Here is a 25,466-nt window from a genome sequence, read left to right as displayed (position 1 = left end):
CCGGAAGCCGTGCATGGCGTAAAACTAAGTAATCAGGCGTTTCAGCCTTTCGTAAAACCTTAGTCCTAACTCCCTGCATGATAAAATCAACCGATTGTCTTATAGACAAAAGAAGTGCGGAATCCTCCGCATTTCTATTTTTTACTTTTATTCGTTTTTAAGAGATTGAAATGGCTATTGAACGCACACTTTCGATTATTAAACCCGATGCAGTTGCCAAAAACGTTATCGGTCAGATCTACTCCCGTTTTGAATCCAACAACCTCAAGATCGTTGCTTCCAAAATGAAGTGGCTTTCCCGTCAGGAAGCCGAAGCTTTCTACGCAGTTCACCGTGAACGTCCCTTCTTCAAAGATCTGGTCGACTTCATGGTTTCCGGTCCCGTTCAGATCCAGGTTCTCGAAGGTGAAAATGCCATCATGAAGAATCGTGAACTCATGGGCGCAACCGATCCGAAGAAGGCTGCCAAGGGCACCATCAGAGCCGATTTCGCTCAGTCTATCGACGCTAACGCTGTTCACGGCTCCGACAGCCCCGAAACAGCCGCTGTTGAAATCGCTTTCTTTTTCCCGCAGATGGACATCTACGCCGGCCGTTAATCGACCGCACTTGTAGTTTAGTTAGCGATGTAAAGAATATCCCCGCGCAAGCGGGGATAAGACCCGAATATGACAGAAGAAAAGTTGCCTCAGAAAGTGAACCTCCTTGGATTTGATGCCGAAGGGCTGAAGAAGTTTTGTGAAGATCTCGGAGAGAAACCTTTCCGTGCCAAACAGCTTGAGCGTTGGATTCACCGCCGCGGAGCCAGCGATTTTTCTGAAATGACGGATCTTGCTAAATCTTTTCGAGCCAAACTCGAGAAAGTTGCCGAGATTCGGGGGCCCGAAATTATTCGGGATAAGACAGCCGCCGACGGAACTCGTAAGTGGCTGCTTGATGTTGGCAACGGCAACGCCGTTGAGATGGTTTACATTCCTCAGGACGGCCGCGGCACACTTTGTGTGTCTTCTCAGGCCGGCTGTGCGATGAACTGTCTGTTTTGTTCGACGGGTAAGCAGGGCTTTAACCGTAATTTGAAAGCATCGGAAATTATTGGCCAGCTTTGGCATGCCGAACATACTTTGAGAAAAGATCTCGGCATTACCGATGAAAACGAAAGGGTAATTTCCAATGTTGTCATGATGGGTATGGGTGAACCGCTCCAAAATTTGGATGCCGTCATTCCGTCCCTAAAACTGATGCTCGACGATAACGCTTACGGCTTATCACGCCGGCGGGTTACCGTCTCTACTTCCGGCCTGGTCAGGCAGATGGATAAGCTTGCCGAACAGTGCCCGGTCGCATTGGCGGTCAGCCTCCATGCTCCGAACAATGAGCTGAGAGACAAGATCATGCCGATTAACCGCAAGCATCCGCTCGAACAGCTGCTTGCGGCATGCAGGCGTTATTTGGAACACGCTCCGAGAGACTTCATCACGTTTGAATACATTCTCATCGGCGGCGTCAATGATTCACTTGCACAGGCTAAGGAACTGATTACCTTAGTTCAGGACATTCCCTGCAAGTTCAACTTGATCCCCTTTAATCCCTTCCCCGGATCCGGTCTGGAACGCAGTAAGCCCGAAGCGGTCAAGGCTTTTGCTGACCGATTGAACGGTGCAGGTATTGTCACGACTGTAAGAAAGGTTCGCGGCGACGATATCGATGCGGCCTGCGGTCAGTTGGCCGGGGAAATTAAAGACCGTACCAAGCTCGCTGAAAAGAGAGCAAATCGCGAGATAATCATCAAAGAAATTTCAAAGAGCCCGGCGAAAGCAACAGGAGACGAGAAAAATGTCTGAGAACAATATCAGTCTGGAAGCCAAAGACCAGCCGTTCGAAGCAACGACCTACGGCGGCTTGCTGCGTATTGCCCGTGAAAATAAAGAATTGAGTATCGATCAGGTGTCTTCTCAGCTGAGAATCTCACCGGATCAGATCGAAGGTTTGGAGTCGGATAACTATAAAGTTTTCCCGACGCCTGTTTATGCCCGCGCCCATCTCCGCAGCTATGCTCGTTTATTAGGTGTGGACGAAGCGAAGATTATTTCGCTCTTTAATGCGGCGCTGGCGCCGGACGATAAGGATCCCCGCACCTTTATTCGCCGTACAACTCAGGAGCTGGCGCCTTACCATGACGCTCAGCCGAAAAACTTTGTCGGTAAATTTGTTGCCGGGCTGCTTTTCTTGGCGGTTGTGATTGCATTGGGTTGGATCGGCTACAACTACTACATGAATCAAAAAACGGAAAAAGCTGCCGAAGAACCTCTGGCGGAGGTCTCTCAGCCGGCTGAAACGCCGACTCCGACGGCCGAACTCTCCAAGGCCCCTGAAGCCGCACCAGTTTTAGTGTCCAATACAACGGTAGAGCCGGCCGCTCAGCCTGCGGTTCCGGTCCCGGCTGCAGAAGAGACTCAGGCTGATCGAGATGCAGCGTTGAAAGAAAAACTTCAGAAAGAGGCAGAAGCAGCCGCAGCCGCTAAAGTCGCTGAAGAAAAGCGTTTAGCAGAAGAGGCTAAGAAAACTGCCGCTGCCCCAGAACCTTCTGTTGCCGCTCCTGCAAAGCTGCTGACACTGACTCACAATGAAGCCGAAGGCCGATGGGATCTCGTGGTACCGAAATCTGCGAACGGAACTTACAAAGTGACGATCGGTGCGGACGGCGGTGAATGCTGGTTCGGCGTCTATCAAGATAAGAAACTTGTTCATAATGCTCAGTTAAAGAGCGGCGAAACTCGTGACTACGAAGTTCCGTATCCTTTCAAAGTCTCCGTCGGCAATCGTGCCAAGGGATTTGTGAAAGTTGACGGAGCGCCTGTTGATTTGAATATCAATAATCGCGCAGCTTCCACCGTGTTTACTTTGGTTCAGAAATAACGAATGTCATCTTCACAAAAAGAACCGATGATTGTCCGCTGGAAAGACAATATCGTTGAGATCGGCGCCGGCCGTCCCGTGGTGATTCAATCTATGACCAACACGGATACGGCTGATGTCGAATCCTCGGTCAAACAAGTTTTAGAGCTCGCTCAGGCAGGAAGCGAGCTTGTTCGTCTTACGGTTAATACACCCGCGGCGGCAAAAGCCATCCCTGAAATTCGTCGAAGACTCGATGAAGTCGGATGTTTTGTGCCTTTGGTCGGAGACTTCCATTACAACGGCCATAAACTTCTGACTGAATACTCCGAATGCGCCGAAGCACTTTCAAAGTACCGAATCAACCCCGGAAATGTCGGAAAAGGCGATAAGCAGGAAGTAAATTTCCGCACAATGATTGAGCTTGCGAAGAAGTATGACAAGCCGGTCCGAATCGGTGTGAACTGGGGTTCGCTGGATCAGGATCTTTTGGCCCGAATGATGTCGGAAAACCAAAAGCTTGAAAAACCGCTCGACGCGAAAGAGGTTCTGCGCGAAGCGTTGGTAAGGAGCGCTGTTGAGAATGCGGACCGAGCCGTTGAGCTCGGTATGAAGCCTTCTCAGGTGGCTATTTCCGCGAAAGTAAGCGGCGTCAAAGATCTGATTGCTGTTTATCGTGAGCTTAAAGCACGCTGTGCTTATCCTTTGCACCTCGGTTTAACCGAGGCTGGGATGGGGCTTAAGGGAACAGTATCCACGACGGCAGCCTTATCGGTTCTCCTATTGGAAAATATCGGGGATACGATCCGCGTTTCCCTGACTCCGGAGCCCGGTCAGTCCCGCACGGCCGAAGTGGAACTTGCCTGTGAAATCCTGCAGGCTTTAGGACTGCGGAACTTTACGCCGCAGGTCGTTTCCTGTCCCGGGTGCGGACGCACGACCAGCTGCCTCTTCCAGGAGCTGGCGAAAGAAACGCAGGATTTTATTAAGTTAAGAATGCCGGATTGGCGCAAGCACAATCCCGGTGTGGAAAATATGAATGTGGCGGTGATGGGCTGTGTAGTGAACGGTCCGGGAGAAAGCCGTCATGCAAACATCGGTATTTCTCTGCCCGGCTCAGGCGAGGCCCCGGTTTCTCCCGTCTTTATCGACGGCAAGAAATGGGGTTCTCTGAAAGGGCCGAAGATGAGCGAAGAGTTTCATTCGCTTATCGAAGAATACGTCCAGAAAAATTACCAAAATGCGAAGGAACAATAATGGCGATTGAAAAGATTCAGGCAATTCGCGGCATGAGTGACATGCTGCCGGAAGATGCCCCTCTTTGGCACTTCTTTGAAAAAGAAGCTTCCTCTCTGGCAAAACTCTACGGTTATCAGCACATTCGTACTCCGATCGTCGAACAGACTCGTCTGTTCAAACGCGGAATCGGTGAAGTGACTGATATCGTTGAAAAAGAAATGTATTCCTTCGTGGATTCCTTAAACGGCGACGAATTGTCTCTGCGTCCGGAAAACACGGCTTCTGTCGTTCGCGCCTGTATTGAACACAACCTCCTTTATGAAGGACCGAAGCGTCTGTGGTACATGGGACCGATGTTCCGTCACGAACGTCCGCAGAGAGGCCGTTATCGCCAGTTCCATCAGTTCGGTATGGAAGCAATGGGCTTCAAGGGACCGGATACGGATGCCGAACAGCTTTTAATGCTGAACCGCCTCTGGAAGCGCCTCGGAATCGCTCCCGTTCGTCTTGAACTCAACTGCTTAGGCCAGCTCGAAGACCGTAAAGCCTACAGAGAAGTGTTGATCAAATACTTCGAAGCGCACAAAGATGTCCTGGATGAAGATGCGACACGTCGTCTTTATTCCAACCCGCTTCGCATTCTCGACACCAAGAATCCCGACATGCAGGACTTGGTCAATAATGCACCGAAGCTCTATGACTCCTTGAGCGAAGAGTCCAAACAATTCCTTGCGGATTTAGAAGCGATTCTGAAAGCCGAAGGCATCGATTATGTTGTGAACCCGAGATTGGTTCGCGGTCTTGACTACTACAACCTCACAGTTTTCGAATGGGTCACCGATAAGCTTGGCGCTCAGGGCACGATCTGCGGAGGCGGCCGTTATGACCCGCTCATCGGAATGCTCGGAGGCCGAGACGCTCCTGCCTGCGGTTTTGCGATGGGCATTGAACGCGTGCTCGAGTTGATGAAAGAATGCGGTGTTAAACCCGAATCCAGAGAATGCGATGTTTATGTCGTTTGGGATAAGGCGCTGTACCTCAACGCACTTTCCGCCGCAGAAAGACTCAGAGATGCCGATATTGCCGCGATCATCCACAGCGGCAGCATGAAGTTCGGCAACCAGATGAAGCGTGCTGATGCTTCCGGGGCTCTTTATGCACTGGTGATCGGAGCTGATGAAGCCGCCGCCGGCAAGGTCGGTCTCAAGGCACTTCGTGAAAACCTCGAGGGTTACGGTGAACAGAAGACGCTGACTATCGATGAAGCGATCTCGTTCCTCGGACATCACGTTTAAGAAGAAGAGGGGACCGGCGTCCCCTTCCGTTTTACTTCTTTTTCAAGAATTGAAATTAGAACCTTTAAATAGACCGGGAGATACTTTACATGGCCTATGACTTAGAAGAACAAGAGTCCCTTGCCGAGATTAAGGCTTGGTGGGAGAAATGGGGCAACCTAATTTTGACCGTTGTGACGGTCGCCTGCTTGTGTGCTGCCGGTTTTCAAGGCTGGCGCTGGTATCAGATGAAAGAATCCACAGACGCCGGTGTTCTGTATGCTCAGATGATTCAGGCAAGCAATATGAAGGATGAGGCTCGCGTACAGGCGATCGCCGGTCGTCTGCATGAAAGCTACGCATCGACGACTTATGCCGGGATGGGTGCTCTGCTTGCCGCGCATAACGCTGAAACCGCCGGTAAATATGCAGAAGTTGAAAAAGCGCTCAAGTGGATCGTAGAGTCTGATAAGTATCCTGAACTCAAACCGCTTGCTTCTGTCCGTTTGGCCGGTGTTTATCTCGATGAAGGTAAGTACGATCAGGGCTTGGCAGTTCTCAACGCTGTTAAAGACGCCAAGGGCGAAGAAGTTCCGGTTTATGACCGTATGGGCGACCTTTATCTTGCCAAAGGCGATGCCGCTGCCGCTCGCAAAAGCTGGGAAGACGCCTTGCGCCATGCTCCTATGACCAATCCGTTGGTCGGTGTCATCGAAATCAAATTAAATTCTTTACCCAAGGAATAATTCATGAGTACAAAACTCAAGATTGCGGCCGCCGTTGCTGCAGCAGTTCTGCTTTCGGCTTGTTCCAGTCCTAAACATGAACCCATGCCGCTGGTAAGTTTCACACCGAGCCTGGAGGTGACCGAAGTTTGGTCGAAAGGACTTTCGTCTGCTGAGGGCTTCTTAGTTCCCGCGGTATATGACGATATGGTGTTTGCCGCCGGCGGCAAGACCTTGACGCGTTTAAATGCCAGAACAGGTGAAACCGAATGGTCCGTTTCTTTTGACAGCCCCATTACCGGCGGTGTCGGCTCTGACGGCTACGTCACAGCTGTCGGTCTTTGGGACGGCAATCTGGAAGTTGTGGATGCCGGAGGAAAGGTCAGCTGGGAAAAGAAACTGACAACGGAATTGGCTTCTCCTCCCGTTGTTTCTCACGGTCTGGTCATTGCCCGCACCATGGACACCCGTGTGTCCGCATTTGAAGCTTCCTCCGGCGAACTGCAGTGGACATATCAGAAGAGTCAGCCCGCTTTGACGGTCCGTTTACCCACAAGAATGCTGGCTCATGATAACTTTTTGTTAGTCGGACAGCCGAATGGCCATATCGTGATTCTGGATATCGCCTCCGGTAAACCGGTGTTCGAATTCCAGGTTGCCCAAGCTAAGGGGGTCACGGAAGTCGAGCGTCTGGTTGACGTTGTCGGCGCCCCGGCCTTTAGCGAAAACTTAGTTTGCGCCGCCGCCTTCCAAGGCGCAGTAACCTGTGTTGACAGCACTAATGGACAGACAAAATGGACGCAGAAGATTGACGCTGTTGCCGGTCCTGCTATTGACGAAGACAACGTTTATGCCGTCAGCGTCAACGGAGAAGTTCAGGCGTTCTACCGCGAAAGCGGTGAGCAGCGCTGGTCTAATAAGACCATGCTGTACCGCGGAGTTTCCGCACCGGTTGTTTTCCCGGGCGCTGTGGCTGTCGGTGACGAAGACGGTTACGTTCATTTCCTTTCACCGAGAACCGGTGAAGAAATGGCGCGCGTTCGTTTGAGCGGTCCGATCGTAACGCAGGCACAGCCTTTCAGTGCAGGCGCTATTTTCCAAACCAGTAAAGGCGAAGTCGCTTATTTGTCGAATAGATAAGAATTATGGTTCCAGTCATTGCGCTTGTTGGTCGTCCGAATGTCGGAAAATCGACCTTGTTTAATCGCCTGACGCGTTCTAGAGACGCTTTAGTGGCGGACTTCCCGGGACTTACCCGAGATCGTCATTACGGCGACGGTCGTATCGGCGATAAACCTTACTTAGTCATCGATACGGGCGGTTTTGAGCCGATCCGCACCGAAGGCATCGTCAAAGAGATGACCGGACAGGCGCAATTGGCCATTACCGAATCCGATGCCGTCTTGTTCCTTGTTGACGGCCGCGCCGGTTTAACGCCGCAGGATCAGAGAATTGCTCAGAATCTGCGCGAATCCGGAAAGAAAACCTACCTCGTCGTCAATAAGGCCGAAGGTTTAACGGAAACAGCTAGAGCCGAATTCTATGAATTGGCTTTAGGCGAGCCTTACACCATTTCCGCAGCACACGGCGAAGGTGTTAAAGCCTTGATGGATCTGGTTCTTGAACCCTTCCCGACCGAAAAGGAAATCGATGAGGAAGAGGATTTCAAACACAAGATTAAAGTTGCGATCGCCGGCCGTCCGAACGCAGGCAAGAGCACGCTGATCAATGCGCTGATCGGCGAAGATCGCCTGATCGCTTTTGACATGCCCGGAACCACGCGCGACGCCATCGAGGTCGAGTTCCAATATAAGGATCGCGATTACACTTTGATCGATACCGCTGGTCTGCGCCGCAAAGGCAAAGTGTTTGAGGCAATCGAAAAGTTCTCCGTTATTAAGACGCTTCAGGCCATTGAAAGCTCCAACGTGGTTGTACTTCTGCTGGATGCGCATGCAGGAATTGCCGAGCAGGATGCCAACATCGCCGGTTACATTCTGGAAAGCGGACGCGCTTTGGTGGTCGGTGTCAACAAATGGGACAGCCTGGACGATTACGAAAGACGCCGCGTGAAGGAGGAGCTTGAACGTAAGCTTCACTTCTTACGCTGGGCGAAGATCGTTTATATCTCCGCGCTTGAAAAACGTGGTCTGCATCACTTGCTGAATGCTGTCAATGATGCTCATACCGCTGCCTTCATGAAGCTTTCGACTCCGAAACTGACTCGCGCTCTGATCGAAGCGACCACGCGTCAGCTGCCTCCGAGAGCGGGCGGAGGACGTCCGAAGATGAGATACGCTCACCAGGGGGGACAGAATCCTCCTGTCATTGTGGTCCACGGCAACGCGCTTCAGGATGTTCCGGAAAGCTACCGTCGATATCTGGAAGGATGGTTCAGAGATAAATTCAAACTCGAGGGTACGCCTCTCAGGATTGAATTTAGAACCAACAAGAACCCGTACGCCCAAAAGGCCTAATTCAAAAAATCCCGCCGCAGCGCGGGATTTGTCATAAGGAGATATGTTTAAGGGCATATTCTTTGTGCGCCTTAAATAAGCATTAACAATGATCTTTCCGGAAGGCATTTACAGCTAAAATAGTTACTGTAGTAAGCGAATCTGCTGCGGGATTGCAGACCCTAACGGGGGATGTCGGCCAACAAGAGTCCTTCGATCATAGAAGTGCAGAAGAATTAAATGTGCGCCCAATATGATTAATACAAAGAACAATTTCGGCGTGCCGCAGCTAGAATTTATTCAGAATTTATGAGCGGAATTTTCCGTTTGGAGAAAAACAATGACAAAAGGGCAATTGTTACAAGACCCATTCTTAAACAGTCTTCGTAAGGGACGTATTCCTGTTTCCATCTACTTGGTGAACGGTATCAAACTGCAGGGCCAGATCGAATCTTTCGACCAGTATGTCGTTCTGCTTCGCAACACCGTAACTCAGATGGTTTATAAACACGCTATTAGCACTGTTGTTCCGGCACGCGCCGTACCGCTGGGCAATGAACAGCAGGGAACTGAAGAAGCAGAAACCGTATAGTGGATTATCAATATCAAAAGGGAGACGAGACACCCGGAAAGGTGTGGCTCGTCTCTGTCATTGTGGGCCGCGAAATTCATCGAGACGCGGCACTTGAATTATCAGAATTAGCGACATCCTGCGGCTTCCAAGTTGCAGGTCTGACGGAAGCAAAACGCGATCGTCCGGACCCCAAAACTTTTCTCGGAAGCGGCAAAATTGAAGAAATCAAAGATGAAGCGACTGCCAATGGGGCCAAGGCGCTTATTTTTGACGTCGCGTTATCTCCCGCGCAGCAGCGCAATATCGAAAAAGCCGTCGGAATTGAAGTCCTTGATCGGACCAATCTGATTCTGGAAATTTTCCGCCAAAGGGCAAAGACCAGAGAAGGCCGCCTGCAGGTCGAACTTGCTCGACTGACTCACTTGTCGACACGTTTGGTCAGAGGCTGGACGCACTTGGAACGCCAGAGAGGCGGTTTGTCCAAGACCGGCGGTCCTGGTGAAAAGCAGATCGAACTTGACCGTCGAATGATCGCGACGCGCGTCAAAGCGTTAAGAGAACAGCTTAAGAAACTTGAGCGCCAACGCAATACTCAGCGCAAATCTCGTCAAAGAGGCGAGGTGCTGACTGTCGCACTGGTCGGCTATACCAATGCTGGTAAGTCAACGCTCTTTAATCGTCTGACTCGGGGCGGTGTTTACGCGGCCGACCAGTTGTTTGCAACGTTGGATACGACCGCCCGCAGATGCTTTGTCGGCGGAGATGTGGAAGTCGTCTTAAGTGACACCGTGGGCTTTATCCGCGGATTGCCGCACCAGCTGATTGAGGCTTTTAAATCGACACTGGACGAAGCGGCCCAGGCAGACCTTCTGCTCCATGTCGTCGACTCCTCGACGCCGGCCAGAGAAGAACAGATGACGGAAGTCAATAAAGTCTTAGAAGAAATCGGCGCTAAAGATATTCCGCAGCTGCTGGTTTTCAATAAGATCGACCTGGAAGGCAGGAGTCCGTTTATCACTTGTGCCGAGGACGGAACGCCGAAAGCTGTCGGTATCAGCGCCGCAAACGGTGAGGGCATCGATCTTCTCAAAGACGCCATTCGTCAAATAGCAGAAAAAGAGCCGGAAGAGCCCCAAGAGGCTCCCGATAATGAGGACTGGCTCGCTGAATTTGAGCGGTAATTCCTTCGGGGCCTTCTTTGAAAAAGATCGGCCGCGATTAGCTCTTTGTTAAATGTAATAAGTCTTTAATCTTAAAAATATTATTATTTTTCAAGTGCTAAAATTCTCTGCTCTCTTGTCTAACTCACTCGGACAAGTTCCCTATGTCCTGTGATTTTTAAGGAAATATTCGACAATGTCGCTTAATGACCCCCGTTGGGGCCGAAAAGGCTCGGAGGATGATTCCTCCCAGAAAGAAAACGAAATCAAAGAGCCTCCCAAAGAGACTGATGAAGAACCGAGAAAAGCTGAACCGAGCAAAAACGAAATGCCTGGACGCTTTGCTCAGAACAACAATGACGGAGATTTAGAAGAGCTTTGGAAACAGTTCAACGATCGTCTGAACTCGATGTTGGGCACCAAAGGCAATCAAAATCGCAATGCTCAGAAAGAAGAGCCGTCAGCTTCTTCTCAGACACAAAATCAGAAAAACGAAGACTACGACTTCGACGAACCCCCGTTGCGCAAAGACCACGAATTCAAAAATCAGCAGAATTCGTTCGGCAATGGCGGCGGCAATGGAAACGGCGGCGGAAACTCTTTCCCGCAGTTTAAAGTTCCGTCTTCATTCTCCGGCGGAATGGCTGTTTCCGCCATTGTTATCGCTTTGGCCGCTTGGCTCGCTTCCGGTTTCTACATTGTTCCGGAAGGTCAGAACGGCGTCGTGACGACTTTCGGCCGCTACACCGAAAGTACCAACGCCGGTTTCCGCTGGCACCTGCCTTATCCGATTCAGGACGTTGCTTTGGTCGACGTTTCTTCCGTCCGTAAGGCTGAAATCGGTTTGAGAGGCGGTACACAGCGTCTTAAAGAAGCGCTCATGCTGACCGACGACGAGAACATTGTTGACGTGATGTTCAATGTTCAGTATCGAATTAAGCAGGGCAACGGCGCTGAAGAGTTCTTGTTCCGCACCCGCGATCCGATGGGTGCAGTTGTTCAGACTGCCGAGTCCGCCATGCGCGAAGTGGTCGGCCGCAAGAAGATGGACAGCGTTTTGTTCGAGTCCAAGCAGGAAATTGCAGAAGAAGTTAAAAAGCTGATGCAGGAAATGCTGGACCGCTACCACTCAGGTATTCAGGTTCTGTCCGTCGCCATTCAGAATGCTCAGCCGCCTGAACAAGTTCAGGCCGCTTTCAATGATGCCGTTAAGGCCGGTCAGGACCGAGAACGCCAGATTAATGAAGGAGAGGCTTACGCCAACGATGTTGTGCCTAAGGCCCGCGGTCTGGCAGAACGACTTCGTCAGGAGGCTGAAGCTTACAAGTCTCGTGTTGTCTCTCAAGCCGAAGGTGACGCAAACCGCTTCAATCAGGTCTACGCACAGTATGAGAAAGCTCCGAAGGTGACCCGCGACCGTATGTACGTGGACACCATGCAGCAGATCTTCAACAACACGACCAAGGTAATGGTTGACAATAAGTCTTCCAATAACCTGTTGTACCTGCCGTTGGATCAGTTGGCTAAACGAGCTGCTCCGGCACCGGCGCCTGCAGCTGCGGCCGCACCTGTGCAGCCGAACGTTCCTGCTTCATCTGCCCAGCAGACGCATAATCTGCCCGGCGGAGATCAGCCGCCTTTAACACCGGACGCGAGTCAGCCTACTTCCCGTCTTTTATCCCGCACTTTGAGATAAGGACAGAAAGATGAAAAAATTACTTTCCTTAGTTATTGTTATTCTTTTTGGCGCCTTGCTCGCGAGAACCTGCCTTTACACGGTCAACGAGCGTGAGTACGCCTTAGTCTTCATGCTCGGTGAATTAAAGAGCGTTGTTTCTACACCGGGTCTGCATGTCAAACTGCCGTCACCGCTTCAGAATGTTGTCTATTTGGACAAACGTATTCTCACAATCGACACGCCCGCAGCGGACTTGGTTCAAACCAGCGAGAAGAAGAACCTGATGATTGATTCCTATGTCAAGTGGCGTATCAATGATCCGCGCCGCTACTGGGTTTCCTTCCAGGGCAGCGAGCGCGCTGCGGACGACCGTATGTCTGCGCTGCTTCGTGACGTGCTCAACCAGGTTGTAAACCGCCGCACGGTAAACGACATCACGTCCAGCGACAGAGCACGCGCAATGGCAGAAATCTCTGAAGCGCTCCAGAAGCGCGTTTCCGACTTAGGTATTGAAGTTGTTGACGTCCGACTCAAGCGAGTTGATTTCACACCGGAAATTTCTGAGTCTGTCTATCGCCGCATGGAAGCCGAACGTAAGCGCGTTGCCAGCGAAGAACGCTCCAAGGGTGCTGCTGAAGCCGAAAAGATCAAGGCTGACGCCGATCGTCAAAGAACCGTTGTTTTGGCCGAAGCTTATCGTGACGCTCAGAACATTAAAGGTTCCGGCGACGCTCAAGCTAACGAACTTTACGCCAAAGCATTTAGCAAAGATCCGGAGTTTGCGAAGTTCTACCGTTCACTGGATGCTTATCGCCAGTCCTTCAATAAACCTCAGGACATGATGGTGGTGGATCCGAGCAGCGAATTCTTCGACTATCTCAAGAATTCCCGCGGTGAAGCTCAAGCCAATAAACAACCATAAATTTTTTGTGATCTAAATCATGAAGGCCTTCTTGTACGTACTGGGTTTCTGCTTTGTACTTGAAGGCCTTTTACCTATGTTGGCTCCTGATTTATGGAAGCGCGCCGTGAGATTTATCTCACGATTTCCTAGCGAGAAAATCCGTTATATCGGGTTAGAAAGTGTAGTCTTAGGGCTGGTGCTCGTTTGGGCCGGTTCATTGCTTTTTTAGAAAGGATCTTTATGTCAGTATGGCTGCTACCTGAAAATATCGCGGATATGCTTCCACGAGAGGCGAGGGCCATAGAGCATCTTAGAAGTTCTTTCCTAAAACTGGTGACAAGCCACGGTTTTGAAGTCGTCCGTCCTCCTCTGGTGGAGTACGTTGACTCTCTTCTGACAGGAACGGGCGGAGATCTGGATCTCAGAACTTTTAAAATCGTCGACCAGGTAACTGGAAAGACGATGGGCATCCGCGCCGATATGACGCCGCAGGTTGCTCGAATCGATGCTCACATTCTCAATCGTTCGGGTGTATCCCGCCTCTGCTATGTTGGAAGCGTTCTCCATGCACGTCCTCTGCATCCTCTTGCTTCGCGCCAGCCGTACTTGGCCGGTGTTGAAATGTTCGGCTCTTCCAGTGTGGAAAGCGAACGTGAAGTGATCTGTTTGGGAATTGAGTCTCTGCGTCAATTCGGTCTTGAAAATATTTTCTTAGATTTAGGCCACACCGGTGTGGTCAAGGCAATTCTGGACAGTGATCCTGTAAGTGAAGTTGTTCAGGACCAAATTCTCTTTGCTTTGAGTCATAAGGACCGCTCTGCACTTGAGGAGCTCAGAGGTGTTCTTAAAGAGAAAACCGTTGATGATTTAATTCGCCTGACGATGCTCTTCGGTTCGGAAGACGTTCTCAATCAAGTTATCGAAGAATTTTCCGATTATCCGGAAATTCCGGAAATTCTGGAAAGCGTCCGCAGACTCGGTCGTGAATCCGGCGCAGATATCGTCAGCTATGATTTCGCTGACGTTGCCGGTTACAACTATCACACCGGCGTGACTTTCAGCGTCAATATTCCCGGCCGTTATCAGCCGATTCTGCGCGGCGGTCGTTACGATGATATCGGTGAGCGTTTCGGACGCAAACGTCCCGCGGTCGGTTTTACGTTATACCTGCGCGAGATTATCGCCGTGATGGACACAAAGCGTCCTTATGCGATCTTGGCGCCCAACAGGCTGGACGATGCCGCCCTGCAGTCCCGCATTCGTGAACTTCGCGAAAACGGCGACATCGTGATTGAAAAACTGCCTGAAGACAATGTTGCTTCGCTGGAAGAATCTTTCCGCTTGGATGAAGAATTAGTTTGTATCAATGGTGTTTGGACGGTAGCGGCCCGTACGTCGAACCGTTAATTTTTTAAGAGGATGAAATGAGTAAAAATGTAGTCGTTGTCGGCGCTCAGTGGGGCGACGAAGGCAAAGGCAAGATCGTTGACTGGCTCACCGAAAGTGTACAAGGCGTTGTCCGTTTCAACGGCGGCCACAATGCAGGCCACACACTCGTGATCAACGGCCAGAAAACGGTTCTTCGTTTGATCCCCTCCGGTGTTATGCATCCTCACGTCAAGTGCTACATCGGTAACGGTGCAGTTGTTAGCCCCGAAGCAATGCTGAAGGAAATCGACGACCTGAAGGCTCACGGAATGGATGCCGAAGATCGTATTTTTGTCTCCGGTCAGTGTCCGCTGGTTCTCCCGTACCACATCGCGCTCGACCACGCTCGTGAAAACGCCTTAGGCGATAAGAAAATCGGTACGACCGGCCGTGGCATCGGGCCGGCCTACGAAGACAAGATCGCTCGCCGCGCTGTCCATGTCAGAGACTTGGCAGAACCGAAAGTCTTTGCAGAAAAAGTTCGTGAAAACTGCAAGCTCATCAACTTCCTGCTGGCGAACTATTACAACAGCGAACCTGTCGACGTCGAAAAGATGATCGAAGATACGCTGGCAATGGCTCCGAGAATTGTTCCGAAGATTCGCGACATTTCTCACATTCTCAACACTAAGATGAAGGAAGGCGAACAGTTCCTGTACGAAGGAGCTCAGGGAACCATGCTCGACATCGACCACGGAACTTATCCGTTCGTCACTTCCAGCAACACCGTTGCAGGCTTTGCCAGCCCCGGATCCGGTGTCGGCCCTCAGAAACTCAATTACATCCTTGGTATCACGAAGGCTTACTGCACACGCGTCGGTTCAGGTCCTTTCCCGACCGAACTCTTTGATGAAGTCGGCAAGACCATTGCTAAGAAAGGAAATGAATTCGGTGCAGTGACCGGTCGTCCCCGCCGCTGCGGCTGGTTCGACGGTGCTGCTCTTCGCCGCGCTGTTGAATGGAACGGCTTAAGCGGTCTGGCTGTGATGAAGCTCGACGTTTTGGATGGCTTTGAAACCGTTCGTTTGGGCGTCGGCTACGAATACAAGGGCGAAAGGATCGACATCATGCCTGTCGGCGCTGAAGAAGTTGCTCAGTGCAAAGTCATTTACGAAGACTTCCCCGGCTGGAAAGAACCGACTTTTGGTATTACAAAGTGGGAAGATTTGCCCGTTAACGCTCAGAAGTATTTAACTCGTCTGTCCGAAGTTGCCGGCTGCCCGATCGCAGTTGTTTCTACCGGCCCGGATCGTGCTCAGACAATTTTGCTTCATAACCCGTTTGAATAATTAGGAATAGGAATGAAAGATCTTCACGTTTCTTGGGAAGAATATCGCCGCCTTATTGAGACTCTGGCTTTTAATGTCTATGACAGCGGCTGGAAGTTTGATTCTTTGCTTTGCTTAGCTCGAGGCGGCCTTCGCCCCGGAGACATCCTCTCTAGAATTTTCGATATGCCGCTGAACATTTTGTCGACCAGCTCCTATAGAGAAGCTGCCGGCACGATTCAGGGAAGTTTGGACATCGGTAAGTACATTGCTTCCAGCCGTCCTGACTCTCTCAAAGGAAGAGTGCTATTGGTCGACGACTTGGTCGATTCCGGACTGACTTTGAAGAAGGTTGTTGAGCACCTTCAGAACAACTATCCGGGCGTGACCGAAGTTCGCACTGCTGTTTTGTGGTGGAAAGGTTGCTCTCAGGTTGAACCTGACTACTATGTCGAATATCTCGGAGATAATCCTTGGATTCACCAGCCGTTCGAAGAGTACGACACAATGCGCCTCGGACAGCTGGTAGCCAAAGTAGAGGGAAAAAGAAAACCCGAATAATGATGGTGTGACAGGGCCTTGAAAACCGTTTGCCTTGAGGATAAATAATTTTGCGGCTTACTGTGCCCGGGTGGCGAAATTGGTAGACGCACTCTTCGCGGGCGTGCTGGTTCGAATCCATTCCCGGGCACCAGATTTATTCCTGAGACCTCGCAGATTCGCGAGGTTTTCTTTTTGCCCTTCGCATTCTCCGGGACCGATAAATTGAAATCGAAGCTCATTTGAAATAATTTATTACAAATAGAGTCTATATAGGTGTTTGCAAAAATCGAATCTTATAGGTAAAATTTCATTTCTCTGTTGCCCGGGTGGCGAAATTGGTAGACGCACTAGCTTCAGGTGCTAGCGCCTTCACGGGCGTGCTGGTTCGAGTCCAGTCCCGGGCACCAGACCTAATTCTTAAGACCTCGTAGATTTGCGGGGTTTTTCTTTGTCCCAAAAATCCCTAGAACTATCCGAGCCTTCATTTCATTAGCGGGTTGCGTGGTTAGTTTAAATTCTCACTTTCAATTCTATTTGCGCGACCTAAAGCGCTCGATGCTTCCGTTCTTTCTAAAGAGACGGTTTCAGATTTGACTTTTAGTTCTCGATAATTCATGAGTATTTGGAGAGGTTAATAGCCTTTTTACGCAAATCCTTAACTTAATTTGGGGTTAATTACGGTAAAAACGCGTTCCATTATTGACGAATCGTAGGAATTCCTTAGGGTGAAAATTAATCATCCCTTCGATGATTGCCTAGCTTCTGCATGGTTCACGTTACTAAGGTTAGTTGGAAAGAGCTTATGGCAAGGTTCACTCAAAATTGGTACGTATCGATTGTTCAAGGTAAAAACAATGCGAACTCGACAGGAGCCATTTTTTCTAAAGTTCCGGTAATGCCTTGGATCCATCATCGCCTTCATCCGGTGCTGGTGAGGATTTTCTTGAGATTAGGTCTTTCCAAAACGCTGAAAGAAGAAAGAGTATTTTCTCCGGGTGAACGTGTTGACCACGTGGTCCTCGCTACTAGAGGCGTGACTGCTCGTGCGATCGGCTCAACAAAAGGAGACAGTCCTGCAATTGCGCTTTCCACACCTGGTCATTTGGCGGCCGGTAACTTGAATTTCTTCTCCTGACGGCCCGAGCCGGACACTACTTAGCGATCACAAATGCCGAAGTCGCTTATGTTCCGCGGAATATTTTGGCGGAACTCGCCAAGCAAGACAGTCTAATCAACGAACTGCTGCAAGTTCAGTTTGAACTTGCCAGTCTCTCTGATCGAGTGGGCGTCTGCTGTTTATCGCTATTGAGTAAGGAAGACAAGCTAAAGGCATTTACTTCGGCTTGGGCGCTCAACTTCGGCACAAGGTTTTTAACAGAGAAGGCCGAAAGATGATTCGAATGCCGGTTCCTTTGACGAGAAAATATCAGGTTCTGGTCACTAACTGCTCTTCGGTTTGGCTCGACAAAGTACTTCATAACTGGGTTCGGGAGAAAAAATGGGAGCGAGACTGAGAATTCGTACTCGTGAGTCCCGAGCTTTTGGACCGTACTACCGCTGGCTGAGAGGATGTATGGATGAAGCGGATACCTACAACTACCCCAAAACTTTGTCTGAGCAAATCTTTTTCGAAAGTAATCCTGCTTGATCGTACTTTTTTCTGATCTGAAATACTAAAAAGCCTTGAAGACTGAGAAGTCTCCAAGGCAAAAATCACTTATCACGCTGTTTCTACGTTAGAAACGCTGAGCCAAACCGGCACCGAGACCCGAATTTTCCTGCGTCTCGTTCTAGGCGAACCGATTTCACATAGATAAAAATAGGCAAAGGAGCCGTCTTTTTGTGCCAAAGGCGCAGTCGGCAGAAACATTTCTTAAGCCGACGCTTTGTCGTTAGAATCCTTTTTCAAGTTCAGGCGGCAATACAGCCGGTCTTGATTCAACTTCAATTTTCCATGCGGTGTTTCTGTGCTTTTTCGTTATTGCGTCCCTAAGGCTATTTCGTCGACCGAGTTTTATCCGATTCCCTATTACGAATCGGTTTATCTGGAAAACCAATGCTTCACGATTGAGGCTGATAGCCAATACCAAGCGGACGAAAAAGCTTATCGTTTTCTCGCCAATCTGCAGAAGAAACATGATTTGGCTTACGAGAAGCTTTTGGATGAACAGGGCATCCGCTTTCGTAAAAGAGAGGAAATCATTGAGCGTCGTCCGATTTATCTGAGAGATCTTCGAAGGCCCGGAGATCTGGATACTTTCGGAAGTCAAAAAGATCCCAAAGTTTGGAATGAATATCGTCTGAACGATTATTACTGGGAAACAGAGCTCCCTGAAAACTTCCAAGTCTCAGGCTACCGCTATGAACAGAATCCGTCGGGAGGCCAATACCGTTTCTTCAGGCAGTTAACGGATCATCAGTTTGCCTACGGACTGGTCTTTCTTTTGATTGTTGTTCTGTTAATTCTGCTTCTTCCCCAGTTCCGCGGACTCGGAATGCTGGATGTGCTTAATTTGGATTGATATTTTTAGTACCTGAAGGCCGAAATCAAATATCTCCACTCTGAGCGATCTTAGGACTTTGTTAGCAACCTCAGCAATTACAATCCAGCATAAATAGGATCAACATTAATTAGTTGAGGCTCAAAATTACTGCGAAGAATAAAACCACACAGAAGTCTGCGTTGACTTCTGCTAAGCCGCAGCGTGCCATCCTGGCTGCCGGAGTGGAAGCGGCTGAAAAGGCAATTGAACGGGAATTGAGGACGGCCGGATTCCCGATGGAAATGGACGACCTGAAAGAGTATGTGATGCTTTCTCATAAGGGCATCTCCTCTGAGGTCTTTGATCGCGCTTTCAATAAATTGAAAGAGGCAGGAAGAATCTTTACGAATCGGGAAGACATTGTTCTCCTGACCTCTTCTGCCAAACTTCATACCGGCGTGGTGCAGGGACACCGTGACGGATTCGGATTCCTGATTTGCGAAGAAGACGTTCCCGATATGTACATCTCTCCGGAAGAAATGACCAAAGTTCTTCCCGGAGATATTGTTGTCGCTAGAGAAGCAGGAACCGACTACAGGGGTCGAGTTTTAGCCGATATCGTCGAACTTGCCGATCGCAAGTTAAAACGCATTGTCGGCCGCTTTGAACTGAGACGCGGCGTCGGAATTGTGGTGCCTGAAGACGCAAGAATTTGCAAAACGATCTTAATTGCACCGGGCCGCTCTTTAGGCGCAACGCCTTCTCAGATCGTCGTGGCCGAACTTGAAGATAAAGGCCTTCTCACTAATAGTCCTGTCGGCCACGTAGTCGAAATTTTGGGAACGATCGACGAGCCGGGAATGGAAACAGAAATCGCGGTTCGTAAATTCGATCTTCCCTACAAGTTCTCCGAAGAAACAAAGAAAGAAATTAAGCGTTTCTCTGACTCTGTAACGAAGTCCGATCTTCGAGATAGAGTAGACCTCCGTGATATTCCGTTTGTGACGATTGACGGCGCAGATGCCAAAGACTTCGACGATGCTGTTTACTGCTTACCTGTGGAAGAAGGCAAATTCCGTCTGCTCGTAGCCATTGCCGATGTTTCTCATTACGTCAAACCCGGTTGCTCTATTGATAAGGACGCTCAGTTAAGAACAACGAGTGTCTACTTCCCGAGACGCGTTATCCCGATGCTGCCGGAAGAGCTTTCTAACGGCTTGTGTTCTTTGAATCCGCAGGTTGACCGCTGCACCATGGTGTGCGACGCGATCATTGGCGCCAACGGATTGGTAGAAGCCTACCAGTTCTACCCAGCTGTGATTCGTTCGGCGGCACGACTGATTTATGACAATGTTTGGGCCGCACTCTGCAACCCGAACGGTCCTGAAGCCAAGGTCATGGAACACGTGCTTGGCAACGTCCAGGATCTCTATGATCTTTACAAGAATCTGATCAAGAGCCGTGAATTGCGCGGCGCGATGGATTTTGAGACGGTTGAAACTTATATTGTCGCCAATGAGCAGGGCAAGATCGAACAGATTCTGCCGCGCGAACGCAATGACGCTCATCGCCTCATTGAGGAAATGATGCTGGTGGCAAACACCTGTGCAGCCGACTTCCTGCAGAAGAATAAGGCTCCGTGTCTCTACCGTGTCCATGAACCGCCCAGCCAGGATCGTCTGGAAAAAGCCAGGGCAACTTTGGCGCCGTTCGGCGTGACGCTGCCCGGCGGAGATTCCCCCACTCCGGGAGACTATGCCAAGGTGCTGGAATCGATCGCTGATCGTCCGGATAAGGCAATGATTCAGACGATTTTGCTGCGCTCCATGCAGCAGGCCGTCTACAGCCCGCATAACGTCGGTCACTTCGGCCTGGCTTATGACGCTTATACGCACTTCACCTCACCGATCCGCCGTTATCCTGACTTGCTGGTGCATCGCGCTATCCGAGGTATCTTACGGCGCCGGAAATACGTGCCGAAGATTTTGGTTGAACCCAATGAAGCGGATGTTCCGGTTCAGACAAGAGAAATCATCTGCAAGGCAAAACCCGATGACAAGAAGAAGGTTGCGCATATCGACTTGTGGGAAAAGCTCGGCCTTCTGTGTTCTGCCCATGAACGCCGTGCCGATGAAGCCAGTTACGATGTAATGGCTTGGCTGAAATGCAACTATATGCAGAAGAAACTCGGCCAGGTCTTTAAAGGCGTGATTTCGGGTGTAAGTCCCTTTGCAATCTTTGTGACGCTTGAAGACTTGTATGTCGAAGGCGCGATTCATATTTCCGGCCTTGGGGATGATTACTTCGTCTTTGACGATAAGTCCAATGAAATTTACGGCGAAGACTCCGGGTTGCGTTATCGCTTGGGCGACGAGCTCACTGTTAAGGTTGCCCGCTGCGATCTCGACGCAAGAAGAATAGAATTCGCTTTGGTTTCGAAGAATCGTCAAAGCAGGCCGAAGACCGAAGCCAAAAGGAAAACCGTAAAATCTTCTGCCGCACCGCGTAAGCCGGCAGCGAGAAAAACGAAGAAAGCACCGTCTGTTGCAAAGAAACGCTCATGAAAAAAGAAGATACAGTCCTAGCCGGCTTCCATGCCGTGTCCTCGAGAATGAAACGCGATTCTTCGTCGATTCGCATCGTCTACTATGATCCGAAGCGCCGCGATCAGCGTATGCGCAGGATGATTGAAGAGATTGAAAAGGCCGGCATTCGTTTGATGCAGGCCGACAACAATCGCCTGGACGGCTTTTCTCATGAAGTTCCGCATCAGGGTTTGATTGCTTTAGCTGCACCGATCGATATCGGCATGTCCTTCGACACATTGATGGATAATCTCGCCGGTAATCCGCTTCTACTGCTTTTGGACGGCGTGACCGATCCGCGCAATTTCGGTGCCTGCCTCCGTGTCGCTGATGCGGCAGGAGTATCTGCCGTAATCACGCCGAAAGACCGCTCCGCCACATTAACGGCTGCGGCAGTGAAGGCCAGCGCCGGCGCATCTGAAACCGTTCCGATTGTGCGAGTTACGAATTTGGCGGGTTCGATTGTTGAGCTCGTTGACGCCGGTGTTCCGATCATCGGCACAGCCGGTGAAGCTCAAAAGACCATTTATGAATTTGATCAAAAGGGCGCTTTCGGCTGGGTACTCGGCGCCGAAGGCGACGGTCTTCGTCAATTGACGCGCCGCCGCTGCAGTGACTTGGCGAAGATTCCGATGCTGGGAACGGTCGAAAGTCTGAATGTTTCCGTTGCTGCCGGTATTTGTTTGTTTGAAACCGTGCGTCAGCGTACTGTTGGCTGATCAGTATCCGCCTTAAGCGGAATCTGAAGTTTGCTAAGTCAGAGGTCGTGCTAAATCACGGCCTCGATTTTTTGATCTGTTGCAAGTCCTTTCCTACAGATCCCGGCACGGAGCCCTATCTGATGGGAAAAGCGGCTCCTCCATGAAAGACAGGTGTAGCCAATGTGTTTTTTGCAACGATTAACGAACACCGGAGAAATAATTTCTCTTCAGGAGTACTCAAGGAAGGTTCAACTATTAGAACTAATAGGTCGATTCGAATAGTAGAAAACGCAGCACACACCATTCAACCCGGATGTTCGTAGAGTAATAGGCTAAGCAAGCAGGCATCTCATTTTCATTAAGGCTATTCCTCGACTTGTTTTTCGTAACTAATTTAGTAATCAGGATTTTTTCTACTGAAAGTGGTGTAGAATCACGCACTTTCTAGTCCTTGTCACACCGGAAGACGCTCCGGGCGACTATTTCCCATAAGGAGGTTCAATGCGTCACTATGAGATTTGCTTCATCGTCCATCCTGATCAGAGCGAACAGGTTCCGGCGATGATTGAGCGTTACAAGGCTGCTGTGGAAAGCCACGGCGGTAAGATTCACCGTCTCGAAGATTGGGGCCGTCGTCAGCTGGCTTACCCGATCGAGAAACTCGTGAAAGCCCACTATGTTCTGATGAACATCGAATGCGGCCCCGAAGTTCTTGAAGAACTCGAAAACAATTTCCGTTACAACGACGCCGTTCTTCGTCACCTCACCGTGAAAATGAAGAAGGCTGAGACAGAACCTTCTCCGATGATGAAGGCTGTCGAGAAAGAAGAAGCCCGTAAGGCTGCCAGCGCTGCTGCTGAAGCTGCTGCTCCCGCACCTCAGGCTGCTGAAGAAGCCCCGGCTGAAGCCCAGGCTTAATTTAGGACTGCGAGGTGAACTCGTTCGAACTGGACGGAATTCTTGAAAAGAAAGACGTCATCCGCTACACCTTAGCTTCTGTTCCCATTCTTGACCTGGCCATCCGCCATATGTCGGTGGTCCAAGAAGCCGGATCGGATAGAAAACTGAGCTTTTCCGCAGAAGCGGCGGCAGTCGGTCCGGCTGCTAAGGCTCTCAATGAGGTGGAGCTCGGAAGCCGTTTGAAATTCAGAGGGTTTCTGACAACATCTTCGGCGCGTTCACGCAAACTTGTCCTGCATATAACGGAATTCGAAAAGGAGTAAATCATGGCTTTTGGTGCCAAAGGAAAGGGTAGACCTCGTAACCCTAATCAGCAGAACGCGCTTTTCAAGCGTAAAAAATTCTGCCGCTTCACAGTTGATCATGTTGACCAGATCGATTACAAAGATATCGACACACTTCGCGACTTCATCCAGGAAAACGGCAAGATTATGCCGGCTCGCCTGACAGGTACGAAGGCTCACTATCAGCGTCAGCTCGACACAGCAATTAAGCGTGCTCGCTTCCTTGCTCTTCTTGCTTACACCGACAATCAGTAATCGGGGGAAATCAACATGCAAATCATTCTGCTTGAATCTATTCCTCACGTCGGTCAGCTCGGCGACGTCGTCAAAGTTAAAGACGGTTTCGCTCGTAACTACCTGATCCCGACAAAGAAGGCTAAGCGTGCTACAGCAGCTGCGATCGAAGAATTCAAAGCCCACAAGGCTGAACTCGAACGCGCTCAGGCTGAACGTCTTGCTAAGGCTGAAGAGCTCAAGGGCAAGATCGATGGTCTGACCATCACTATCGCTTCCAAGGCCGGCGTCGACGGTCGTTTGTTTGGTTCTGTGACCAACATGGACGTTGCCGAAGCCCTCGAAAAACTTGGTTACGATATCCACAAGAGCCAGGTTCGTACACCGCTGGGTGCTATCAAAGCCGTCGGCGAGTACCCGCTGCAGATCGACCTGCACCACGACATCGTTGCTAATGTCAACGTTCAGGTTGTTGCTGAAGCCTAATTGAGGAAGAAATTCCTGAAGACTTCGGTCTTCAAAATGCCTCTCAGAAATGTCACATTTTTGGGAGGCTTCTTTTTTTCATGTCTCTGCTCTTTCAGCTATAGTTTTCTCATCTGCTTTTGGAAAAAAGGAAGTTCATAAATACGATGCCCGATATTCGCAGCGAAGATCGTGAAGTCCAGCAATACCGCACTCCGCCTTACTCAAAAGAGGCTGAAGACGGTGTTTTGGGCGCACTCCTGATCGATAACAATACGTTCGACTTGATCGGCGGAAAAATCGATTCGGAGGACTTTTATGACTACGGAAACCGCTTAATTTTCGAAAACATTAAGCGCTTGCTCTCGCAGGGAAAGCCGGCCGATATTCTGACGGTCCACGACATCCTGCGTGAGGGCGGTCTCGAAAAAGAGACCGGCGGCCTCGAATATCTCAACCGACTCGCGGATTACAGTCCGGGTGCGGCTAACGTTCTGCGCTACGCGGAAATTATTCGCGACCGTTCGATTCGCCGCCGTTTAATTACAACCGGTAACGACATCATCAATGACTCCATGAATCCTGGCGCTCGCGAAGCCAAGGATTTGTTGGACGAAGCTCAGGCAAAAGTCCTTCGCATCAGTGAGGATTTGTCCCGCTCGTCCAGCGGTTTCCAAAAAATCGACGCGGTTTTGGCCGATTACACGGATCATCTTCGTGAACTCTCCGAGATTGACAACCCGAGCAATGTCTCCGGCACTAGCACGGGCTTCCCGGATCTCGACCGTATGACGAGCGGTATGCATGACGGTCAGCTCATTATCATCGCCGGTCGTCCGGCCATGGGTAAAACCGCGTTTGCTTTGAATATCGCGCTGCACGTCGGCAGCAATCAAGGCTTGCCTGTCGGGGTCTTCTCGCTGGAAATGTCAGCCGAAGAAGTTACCGGTCGTCTCCTCAGCGCCAAGGGAGAAATTCCACAGTCAGAACTCAAAACCGGTCATCTGGAAAACTGGCGCGGATTCTACGACGCCGCCGAATCTCTGGAAAAAGCGCCGATCTTCATCGACGATACCGCCGGTATTTCCATTTTGAATCTGCGCAGCCGCGCCCGTCAGCTGATGAGCCGTGTAGGCGGCAAGCTCGGTCTGATCGTGGTTGACTACCTCCAGCTGATGTCCGGCGAATCCGGCGGACGCAATGACGCGAACCGCGCCCAGGAAATTGCTGAAATTTCCCGCGGCCTCAAGGGTCTTGCCCGTGAACTGAAGGTTCCCGTGATCGCGCTTTCTCAGTTAAAGCGTGAAGTGGATACCCGTCCCAACAAGCGTCCGCTGATGAGTGACTTGCGAGAGTCCGGCTCTATCGAACAGGACGCCGACGTCATCATCTTTCTGTACCGTGAAGTCGCTTATCAGCAGAAGACGGACGACATGGGGGAAGACGGTCAGCCGATGCCGGCGGTGGATTCCAATGCGCCGAGCGATGCCGAAGCAATTATCGCCAAGCAGCGAAGCGGTCCGACCGGTACCGTGAATCTGATCTTCCAAGGTATGTATACGCGTTTTGTCAGCAGAGCCACACCGGCACAAATGCACGCAGGTTATTAA

26 protein-coding genes and 2 tRNA genes are annotated in these 25,466 nt (G+C 50.4%); all 28 read left to right on the top strand.

Annotated elements, in window-relative coordinates; translation table 11 throughout:
• Positions 1 to 170: 170 nt before the first annotated feature.
• The 28 genes from ndk to dnaB all read left to right on the top strand — a co-directional run bounded on the left by ndk (position 171) and on the right by dnaB (position 25,466).
• Positions 171 to 599: a nucleoside-diphosphate kinase gene (ndk, locus tag ACZND6_RS00280; RefSeq protein WP_008811549.1), complete on the top strand. Its 429-nt coding sequence runs from the start codon at positions 171 to 173 to the stop codon at positions 597 to 599.
• An 84-nt stretch (positions 600 to 683) separates the two neighbouring features.
• On the top strand, positions 684 to 1,841 hold the full coding sequence (rlmN, locus tag ACZND6_RS00275; protein WP_300874384.1) for a dual-specificity RNA methyltransferase RlmN: 1,158 nt from the start codon (positions 684 to 686) through the stop codon (positions 1,839 to 1,841).
• Positions 1,834 to 2,916 carry a RodZ domain-containing protein gene (locus ACZND6_RS00270; RefSeq protein WP_293737153.1) on the top strand — a complete coding sequence of 361 codons (1,083 nt, stop codon included), beginning with the start codon at positions 1,834 to 1,836 and terminating at the stop codon, positions 2,914 to 2,916. The genes rlmN and ACZND6_RS00270 overlap by 8 nt, the downstream gene beginning before the upstream one ends.
• Before the next feature lie 3 nt (positions 2,917 to 2,919).
• Positions 2,920 to 4,152 carry a flavodoxin-dependent (E)-4-hydroxy-3-methylbut-2-enyl-diphosphate synthase gene (gene ispG / locus ACZND6_RS00265; protein WP_293737154.1) on the top strand — a complete coding sequence of 411 codons (1,233 nt, stop codon included), beginning with the start codon at positions 2,920 to 2,922 and terminating at the stop codon, positions 4,150 to 4,152.
• Positions 4,152 to 5,429, top strand: a complete 1,278-nt coding sequence (gene hisS / locus ACZND6_RS00260) for a histidine--tRNA ligase (RefSeq protein ID WP_293737155.1) — start codon at positions 4,152 to 4,154, stop codon at positions 5,427 to 5,429. The genes ispG and hisS overlap by 1 nt, the downstream gene beginning before the upstream one ends.
• A gap of 89 nt (positions 5,430 to 5,518) precedes the next feature.
• Complete coding sequence (locus tag ACZND6_RS00255) at positions 5,519 to 6,154, top strand: YfgM family protein (RefSeq protein WP_300874342.1); 636 nt, start codon at positions 5,519 to 5,521, stop codon at positions 6,152 to 6,154.
• A 3-nt stretch (positions 6,155 to 6,157) separates the two neighbouring features.
• Positions 6,158 to 7,273: an outer membrane protein assembly factor BamB gene (gene bamB, locus ACZND6_RS00250; protein WP_293737157.1), complete on the top strand. Its 1,116-nt coding sequence runs from the start codon at positions 6,158 to 6,160 to the stop codon at positions 7,271 to 7,273.
• Positions 7,274 to 7,278: 5 nt separating this feature from the next.
• Positions 7,279 to 8,610, top strand: a complete 1,332-nt coding sequence (der, locus tag ACZND6_RS00245) for a ribosome biogenesis GTPase Der (protein ID WP_293737158.1) — start codon at positions 7,279 to 7,281, stop codon at positions 8,608 to 8,610.
• A gap of 319 nt (positions 8,611 to 8,929) precedes the next feature.
• Positions 8,930 to 9,181 carry an RNA chaperone Hfq gene (gene hfq / locus ACZND6_RS00240; RefSeq protein ID WP_008811557.1) on the top strand — a complete coding sequence of 84 codons (252 nt, stop codon included), beginning with the start codon at positions 8,930 to 8,932 and terminating at the stop codon, positions 9,179 to 9,181.
• A complete protein-coding gene (hflX, locus tag ACZND6_RS00235; RefSeq protein ID WP_300874345.1) occupies positions 9,181 to 10,344 on the top strand; it encodes a GTPase HflX in 1,164 nt (387 codons plus the stop codon). Before hfq ends, hflX begins: the two co-directional genes overlap by 1 nt.
• A 175-nt stretch (positions 10,345 to 10,519) precedes the next feature.
• Positions 10,520 to 12,019 (top strand): FtsH protease activity modulator HflK, encoded by a 1,500-nt coding sequence (gene hflK / locus ACZND6_RS00230; RefSeq protein WP_008863886.1) that lies wholly within the window; start codon positions 10,520 to 10,522, stop codon positions 12,017 to 12,019.
• A gap of 10 nt (positions 12,020 to 12,029) precedes the next feature.
• The gene (gene hflC, locus ACZND6_RS00225; protein ID WP_008811560.1) at positions 12,030 to 12,923 is read left to right on the top strand and encodes a protease modulator HflC; all 894 of its coding nucleotides are present in this window, start codon (positions 12,030 to 12,032) and stop codon (positions 12,921 to 12,923) included.
• Between the two features lie 19 nt (positions 12,924 to 12,942).
• Positions 12,943 to 13,134, top strand: a complete 192-nt coding sequence (locus ACZND6_RS00220) for a DUF2065 domain-containing protein (RefSeq protein ID WP_008863887.1) — start codon at positions 12,943 to 12,945, stop codon at positions 13,132 to 13,134.
• Between the two features lie 11 nt (positions 13,135 to 13,145).
• Positions 13,146 to 14,312 carry an ATP phosphoribosyltransferase regulatory subunit gene (locus tag ACZND6_RS00215; protein ID WP_008811561.1) on the top strand — a complete coding sequence of 389 codons (1,167 nt, stop codon included), beginning with the start codon at positions 13,146 to 13,148 and terminating at the stop codon, positions 14,310 to 14,312.
• A 17-nt stretch (positions 14,313 to 14,329) separates the two neighbouring features.
• Positions 14,330 to 15,622 (top strand): adenylosuccinate synthase, encoded by a 1,293-nt coding sequence (locus ACZND6_RS00210; protein WP_008811562.1) that lies wholly within the window; start codon positions 14,330 to 14,332, stop codon positions 15,620 to 15,622.
• 12 nt (positions 15,623 to 15,634) lie between these two features.
• On the top strand, positions 15,635 to 16,162 hold the full coding sequence (locus ACZND6_RS00205; RefSeq protein WP_008811563.1) for a phosphoribosyltransferase: 528 nt from the start codon (positions 15,635 to 15,637) through the stop codon (positions 16,160 to 16,162).
• A gap of 64 nt (positions 16,163 to 16,226) precedes the next feature.
• Positions 16,227 to 16,295, top strand: a tRNA-Arg gene (locus tag ACZND6_RS00200).
• A 169-nt stretch (positions 16,296 to 16,464) separates the two neighbouring features.
• Positions 16,465 to 16,551: transfer RNA gene (locus tag ACZND6_RS00195), tRNA-Leu, on the top strand.
• A gap of 395 nt (positions 16,552 to 16,946) precedes the next feature.
• A complete protein-coding gene (locus ACZND6_RS00190; protein ID WP_204848060.1) occupies positions 16,947 to 17,279 on the top strand; it encodes a hypothetical protein in 333 nt (110 codons plus the stop codon).
• Positions 17,280 to 17,642: 363 nt separating this feature from the next.
• Complete coding sequence (locus tag ACZND6_RS00185) at positions 17,643 to 17,792, top strand: hypothetical protein (protein WP_008811632.1); 150 nt, start codon at positions 17,643 to 17,645, stop codon at positions 17,790 to 17,792.
• A gap of 319 nt (positions 17,793 to 18,111) precedes the next feature.
• A complete protein-coding gene (locus ACZND6_RS00180) occupies positions 18,112 to 18,666 on the top strand; it encodes a hypothetical protein (RefSeq protein WP_008811633.1) in 555 nt (184 codons plus the stop codon).
• A 161-nt stretch (positions 18,667 to 18,827) separates the two neighbouring features.
• Positions 18,828 to 21,191 (top strand): ribonuclease R, encoded by a 2,364-nt coding sequence (gene rnr, locus ACZND6_RS00175; protein ID WP_240141215.1) that lies wholly within the window; start codon positions 18,828 to 18,830, stop codon positions 21,189 to 21,191.
• Positions 21,188 to 21,931 carry a 23S rRNA (guanosine(2251)-2'-O)-methyltransferase RlmB gene (gene rlmB / locus ACZND6_RS00170; protein ID WP_008811635.1) on the top strand — a complete coding sequence of 248 codons (744 nt, stop codon included), beginning with the start codon at positions 21,188 to 21,190 and terminating at the stop codon, positions 21,929 to 21,931. The genes rnr and rlmB overlap by 4 nt, the downstream gene beginning before the upstream one ends.
• Before the next feature lie 483 nt (positions 21,932 to 22,414).
• A complete protein-coding gene (gene rpsF / locus ACZND6_RS00165) occupies positions 22,415 to 22,831 on the top strand; it encodes a 30S ribosomal protein S6 (protein ID WP_022099283.1) in 417 nt (138 codons plus the stop codon).
• A 14-nt stretch (positions 22,832 to 22,845) separates the two neighbouring features.
• The gene (gene priB / locus ACZND6_RS00160; RefSeq protein ID WP_008811637.1) at positions 22,846 to 23,136 is read left to right on the top strand and encodes a primosomal replication protein N; all 291 of its coding nucleotides are present in this window, start codon (positions 22,846 to 22,848) and stop codon (positions 23,134 to 23,136) included.
• A 3-nt stretch (positions 23,137 to 23,139) separates the two neighbouring features.
• Entirely contained in the window at positions 23,140 to 23,412 is a 273-nt protein-coding gene (gene rpsR, locus ACZND6_RS00155) for a 30S ribosomal protein S18 (RefSeq protein WP_008811638.1), read from the top strand.
• Positions 23,413 to 23,427: 15 nt separating this feature from the next.
• Positions 23,428 to 23,877, top strand: a complete 450-nt coding sequence (gene rplI, locus ACZND6_RS00150) for a 50S ribosomal protein L9 (RefSeq protein WP_008811639.1) — start codon at positions 23,428 to 23,430, stop codon at positions 23,875 to 23,877.
• 146 nt (positions 23,878 to 24,023) lie between these two features.
• A complete protein-coding gene (gene dnaB / locus ACZND6_RS00145; RefSeq protein ID WP_008811640.1) occupies positions 24,024 to 25,466 on the top strand; it encodes a replicative DNA helicase in 1,443 nt (480 codons plus the stop codon).

It is taken from the genome of Parasutterella sp. (assembly GCF_057870745.1).
This window is presented reverse-complemented; position numbering and strand designations above follow the sequence as displayed.

Coding starts and splice junctions, on each gene's coding strand:
- ndk (WP_008811549.1), top strand. CDS start 171: ATGGCTATTGAACGCACACTTTCGATTATTAAACCCGATGCAGTTGCC.
- ACZND6_RS00270 (WP_293737153.1), top strand. CDS start 1,834: ATGTCTGAGAACAATATCAGTCTGGAAGCCAAAGACCAGCCGTTCGAA.
- ispG (WP_293737154.1), top strand. CDS start 2,920: ATGTCATCTTCACAAAAAGAACCGATGATTGTCCGCTGGAAAGACAAT.
- hisS (WP_293737155.1), top strand. CDS start 4,152: ATGGCGATTGAAAAGATTCAGGCAATTCGCGGCATGAGTGACATGCTG.
- ACZND6_RS00255 (WP_300874342.1), top strand. CDS start 5,519: ATGGCCTATGACTTAGAAGAACAAGAGTCCCTTGCCGAGATTAAGGCT.
- bamB (WP_293737157.1), top strand. CDS start 6,158: ATGAGTACAAAACTCAAGATTGCGGCCGCCGTTGCTGCAGCAGTTCTG.
- der (WP_293737158.1), top strand. CDS start 7,279: ATGGTTCCAGTCATTGCGCTTGTTGGTCGTCCGAATGTCGGAAAATCG.
- hfq (WP_008811557.1), top strand. CDS start 8,930: ATGACAAAAGGGCAATTGTTACAAGACCCATTCTTAAACAGTCTTCGT.
- hflK (WP_008863886.1), top strand. CDS start 10,520: ATGTCGCTTAATGACCCCCGTTGGGGCCGAAAAGGCTCGGAGGATGAT.
- hflC (WP_008811560.1), top strand. CDS start 12,030: ATGAAAAAATTACTTTCCTTAGTTATTGTTATTCTTTTTGGCGCCTTG.
- ACZND6_RS00220 (WP_008863887.1), top strand. CDS start 12,943: ATGAAGGCCTTCTTGTACGTACTGGGTTTCTGCTTTGTACTTGAAGGC.
- ACZND6_RS00215 (WP_008811561.1), top strand. CDS start 13,146: ATGTCAGTATGGCTGCTACCTGAAAATATCGCGGATATGCTTCCACGA.
- ACZND6_RS00210 (WP_008811562.1), top strand. CDS start 14,330: ATGAGTAAAAATGTAGTCGTTGTCGGCGCTCAGTGGGGCGACGAAGGC.
- ACZND6_RS00205 (WP_008811563.1), top strand. CDS start 15,635: ATGAAAGATCTTCACGTTTCTTGGGAAGAATATCGCCGCCTTATTGAG.
- ACZND6_RS00190 (WP_204848060.1), top strand. CDS start 16,947: ATGGCAAGGTTCACTCAAAATTGGTACGTATCGATTGTTCAAGGTAAA.
- ACZND6_RS00185 (WP_008811632.1), top strand. CDS start 17,643: ATGGGAGCGAGACTGAGAATTCGTACTCGTGAGTCCCGAGCTTTTGGA.
- rlmB (WP_008811635.1), top strand. CDS start 21,188: ATGAAAAAAGAAGATACAGTCCTAGCCGGCTTCCATGCCGTGTCCTCG.
- rpsF (WP_022099283.1), top strand. CDS start 22,415: ATGCGTCACTATGAGATTTGCTTCATCGTCCATCCTGATCAGAGCGAA.
- rpsR (WP_008811638.1), top strand. CDS start 23,140: ATGGCTTTTGGTGCCAAAGGAAAGGGTAGACCTCGTAACCCTAATCAG.
- rplI (WP_008811639.1), top strand. CDS start 23,428: ATGCAAATCATTCTGCTTGAATCTATTCCTCACGTCGGTCAGCTCGGC.
- dnaB (WP_008811640.1), top strand. CDS start 24,024: ATGCCCGATATTCGCAGCGAAGATCGTGAAGTCCAGCAATACCGCACT.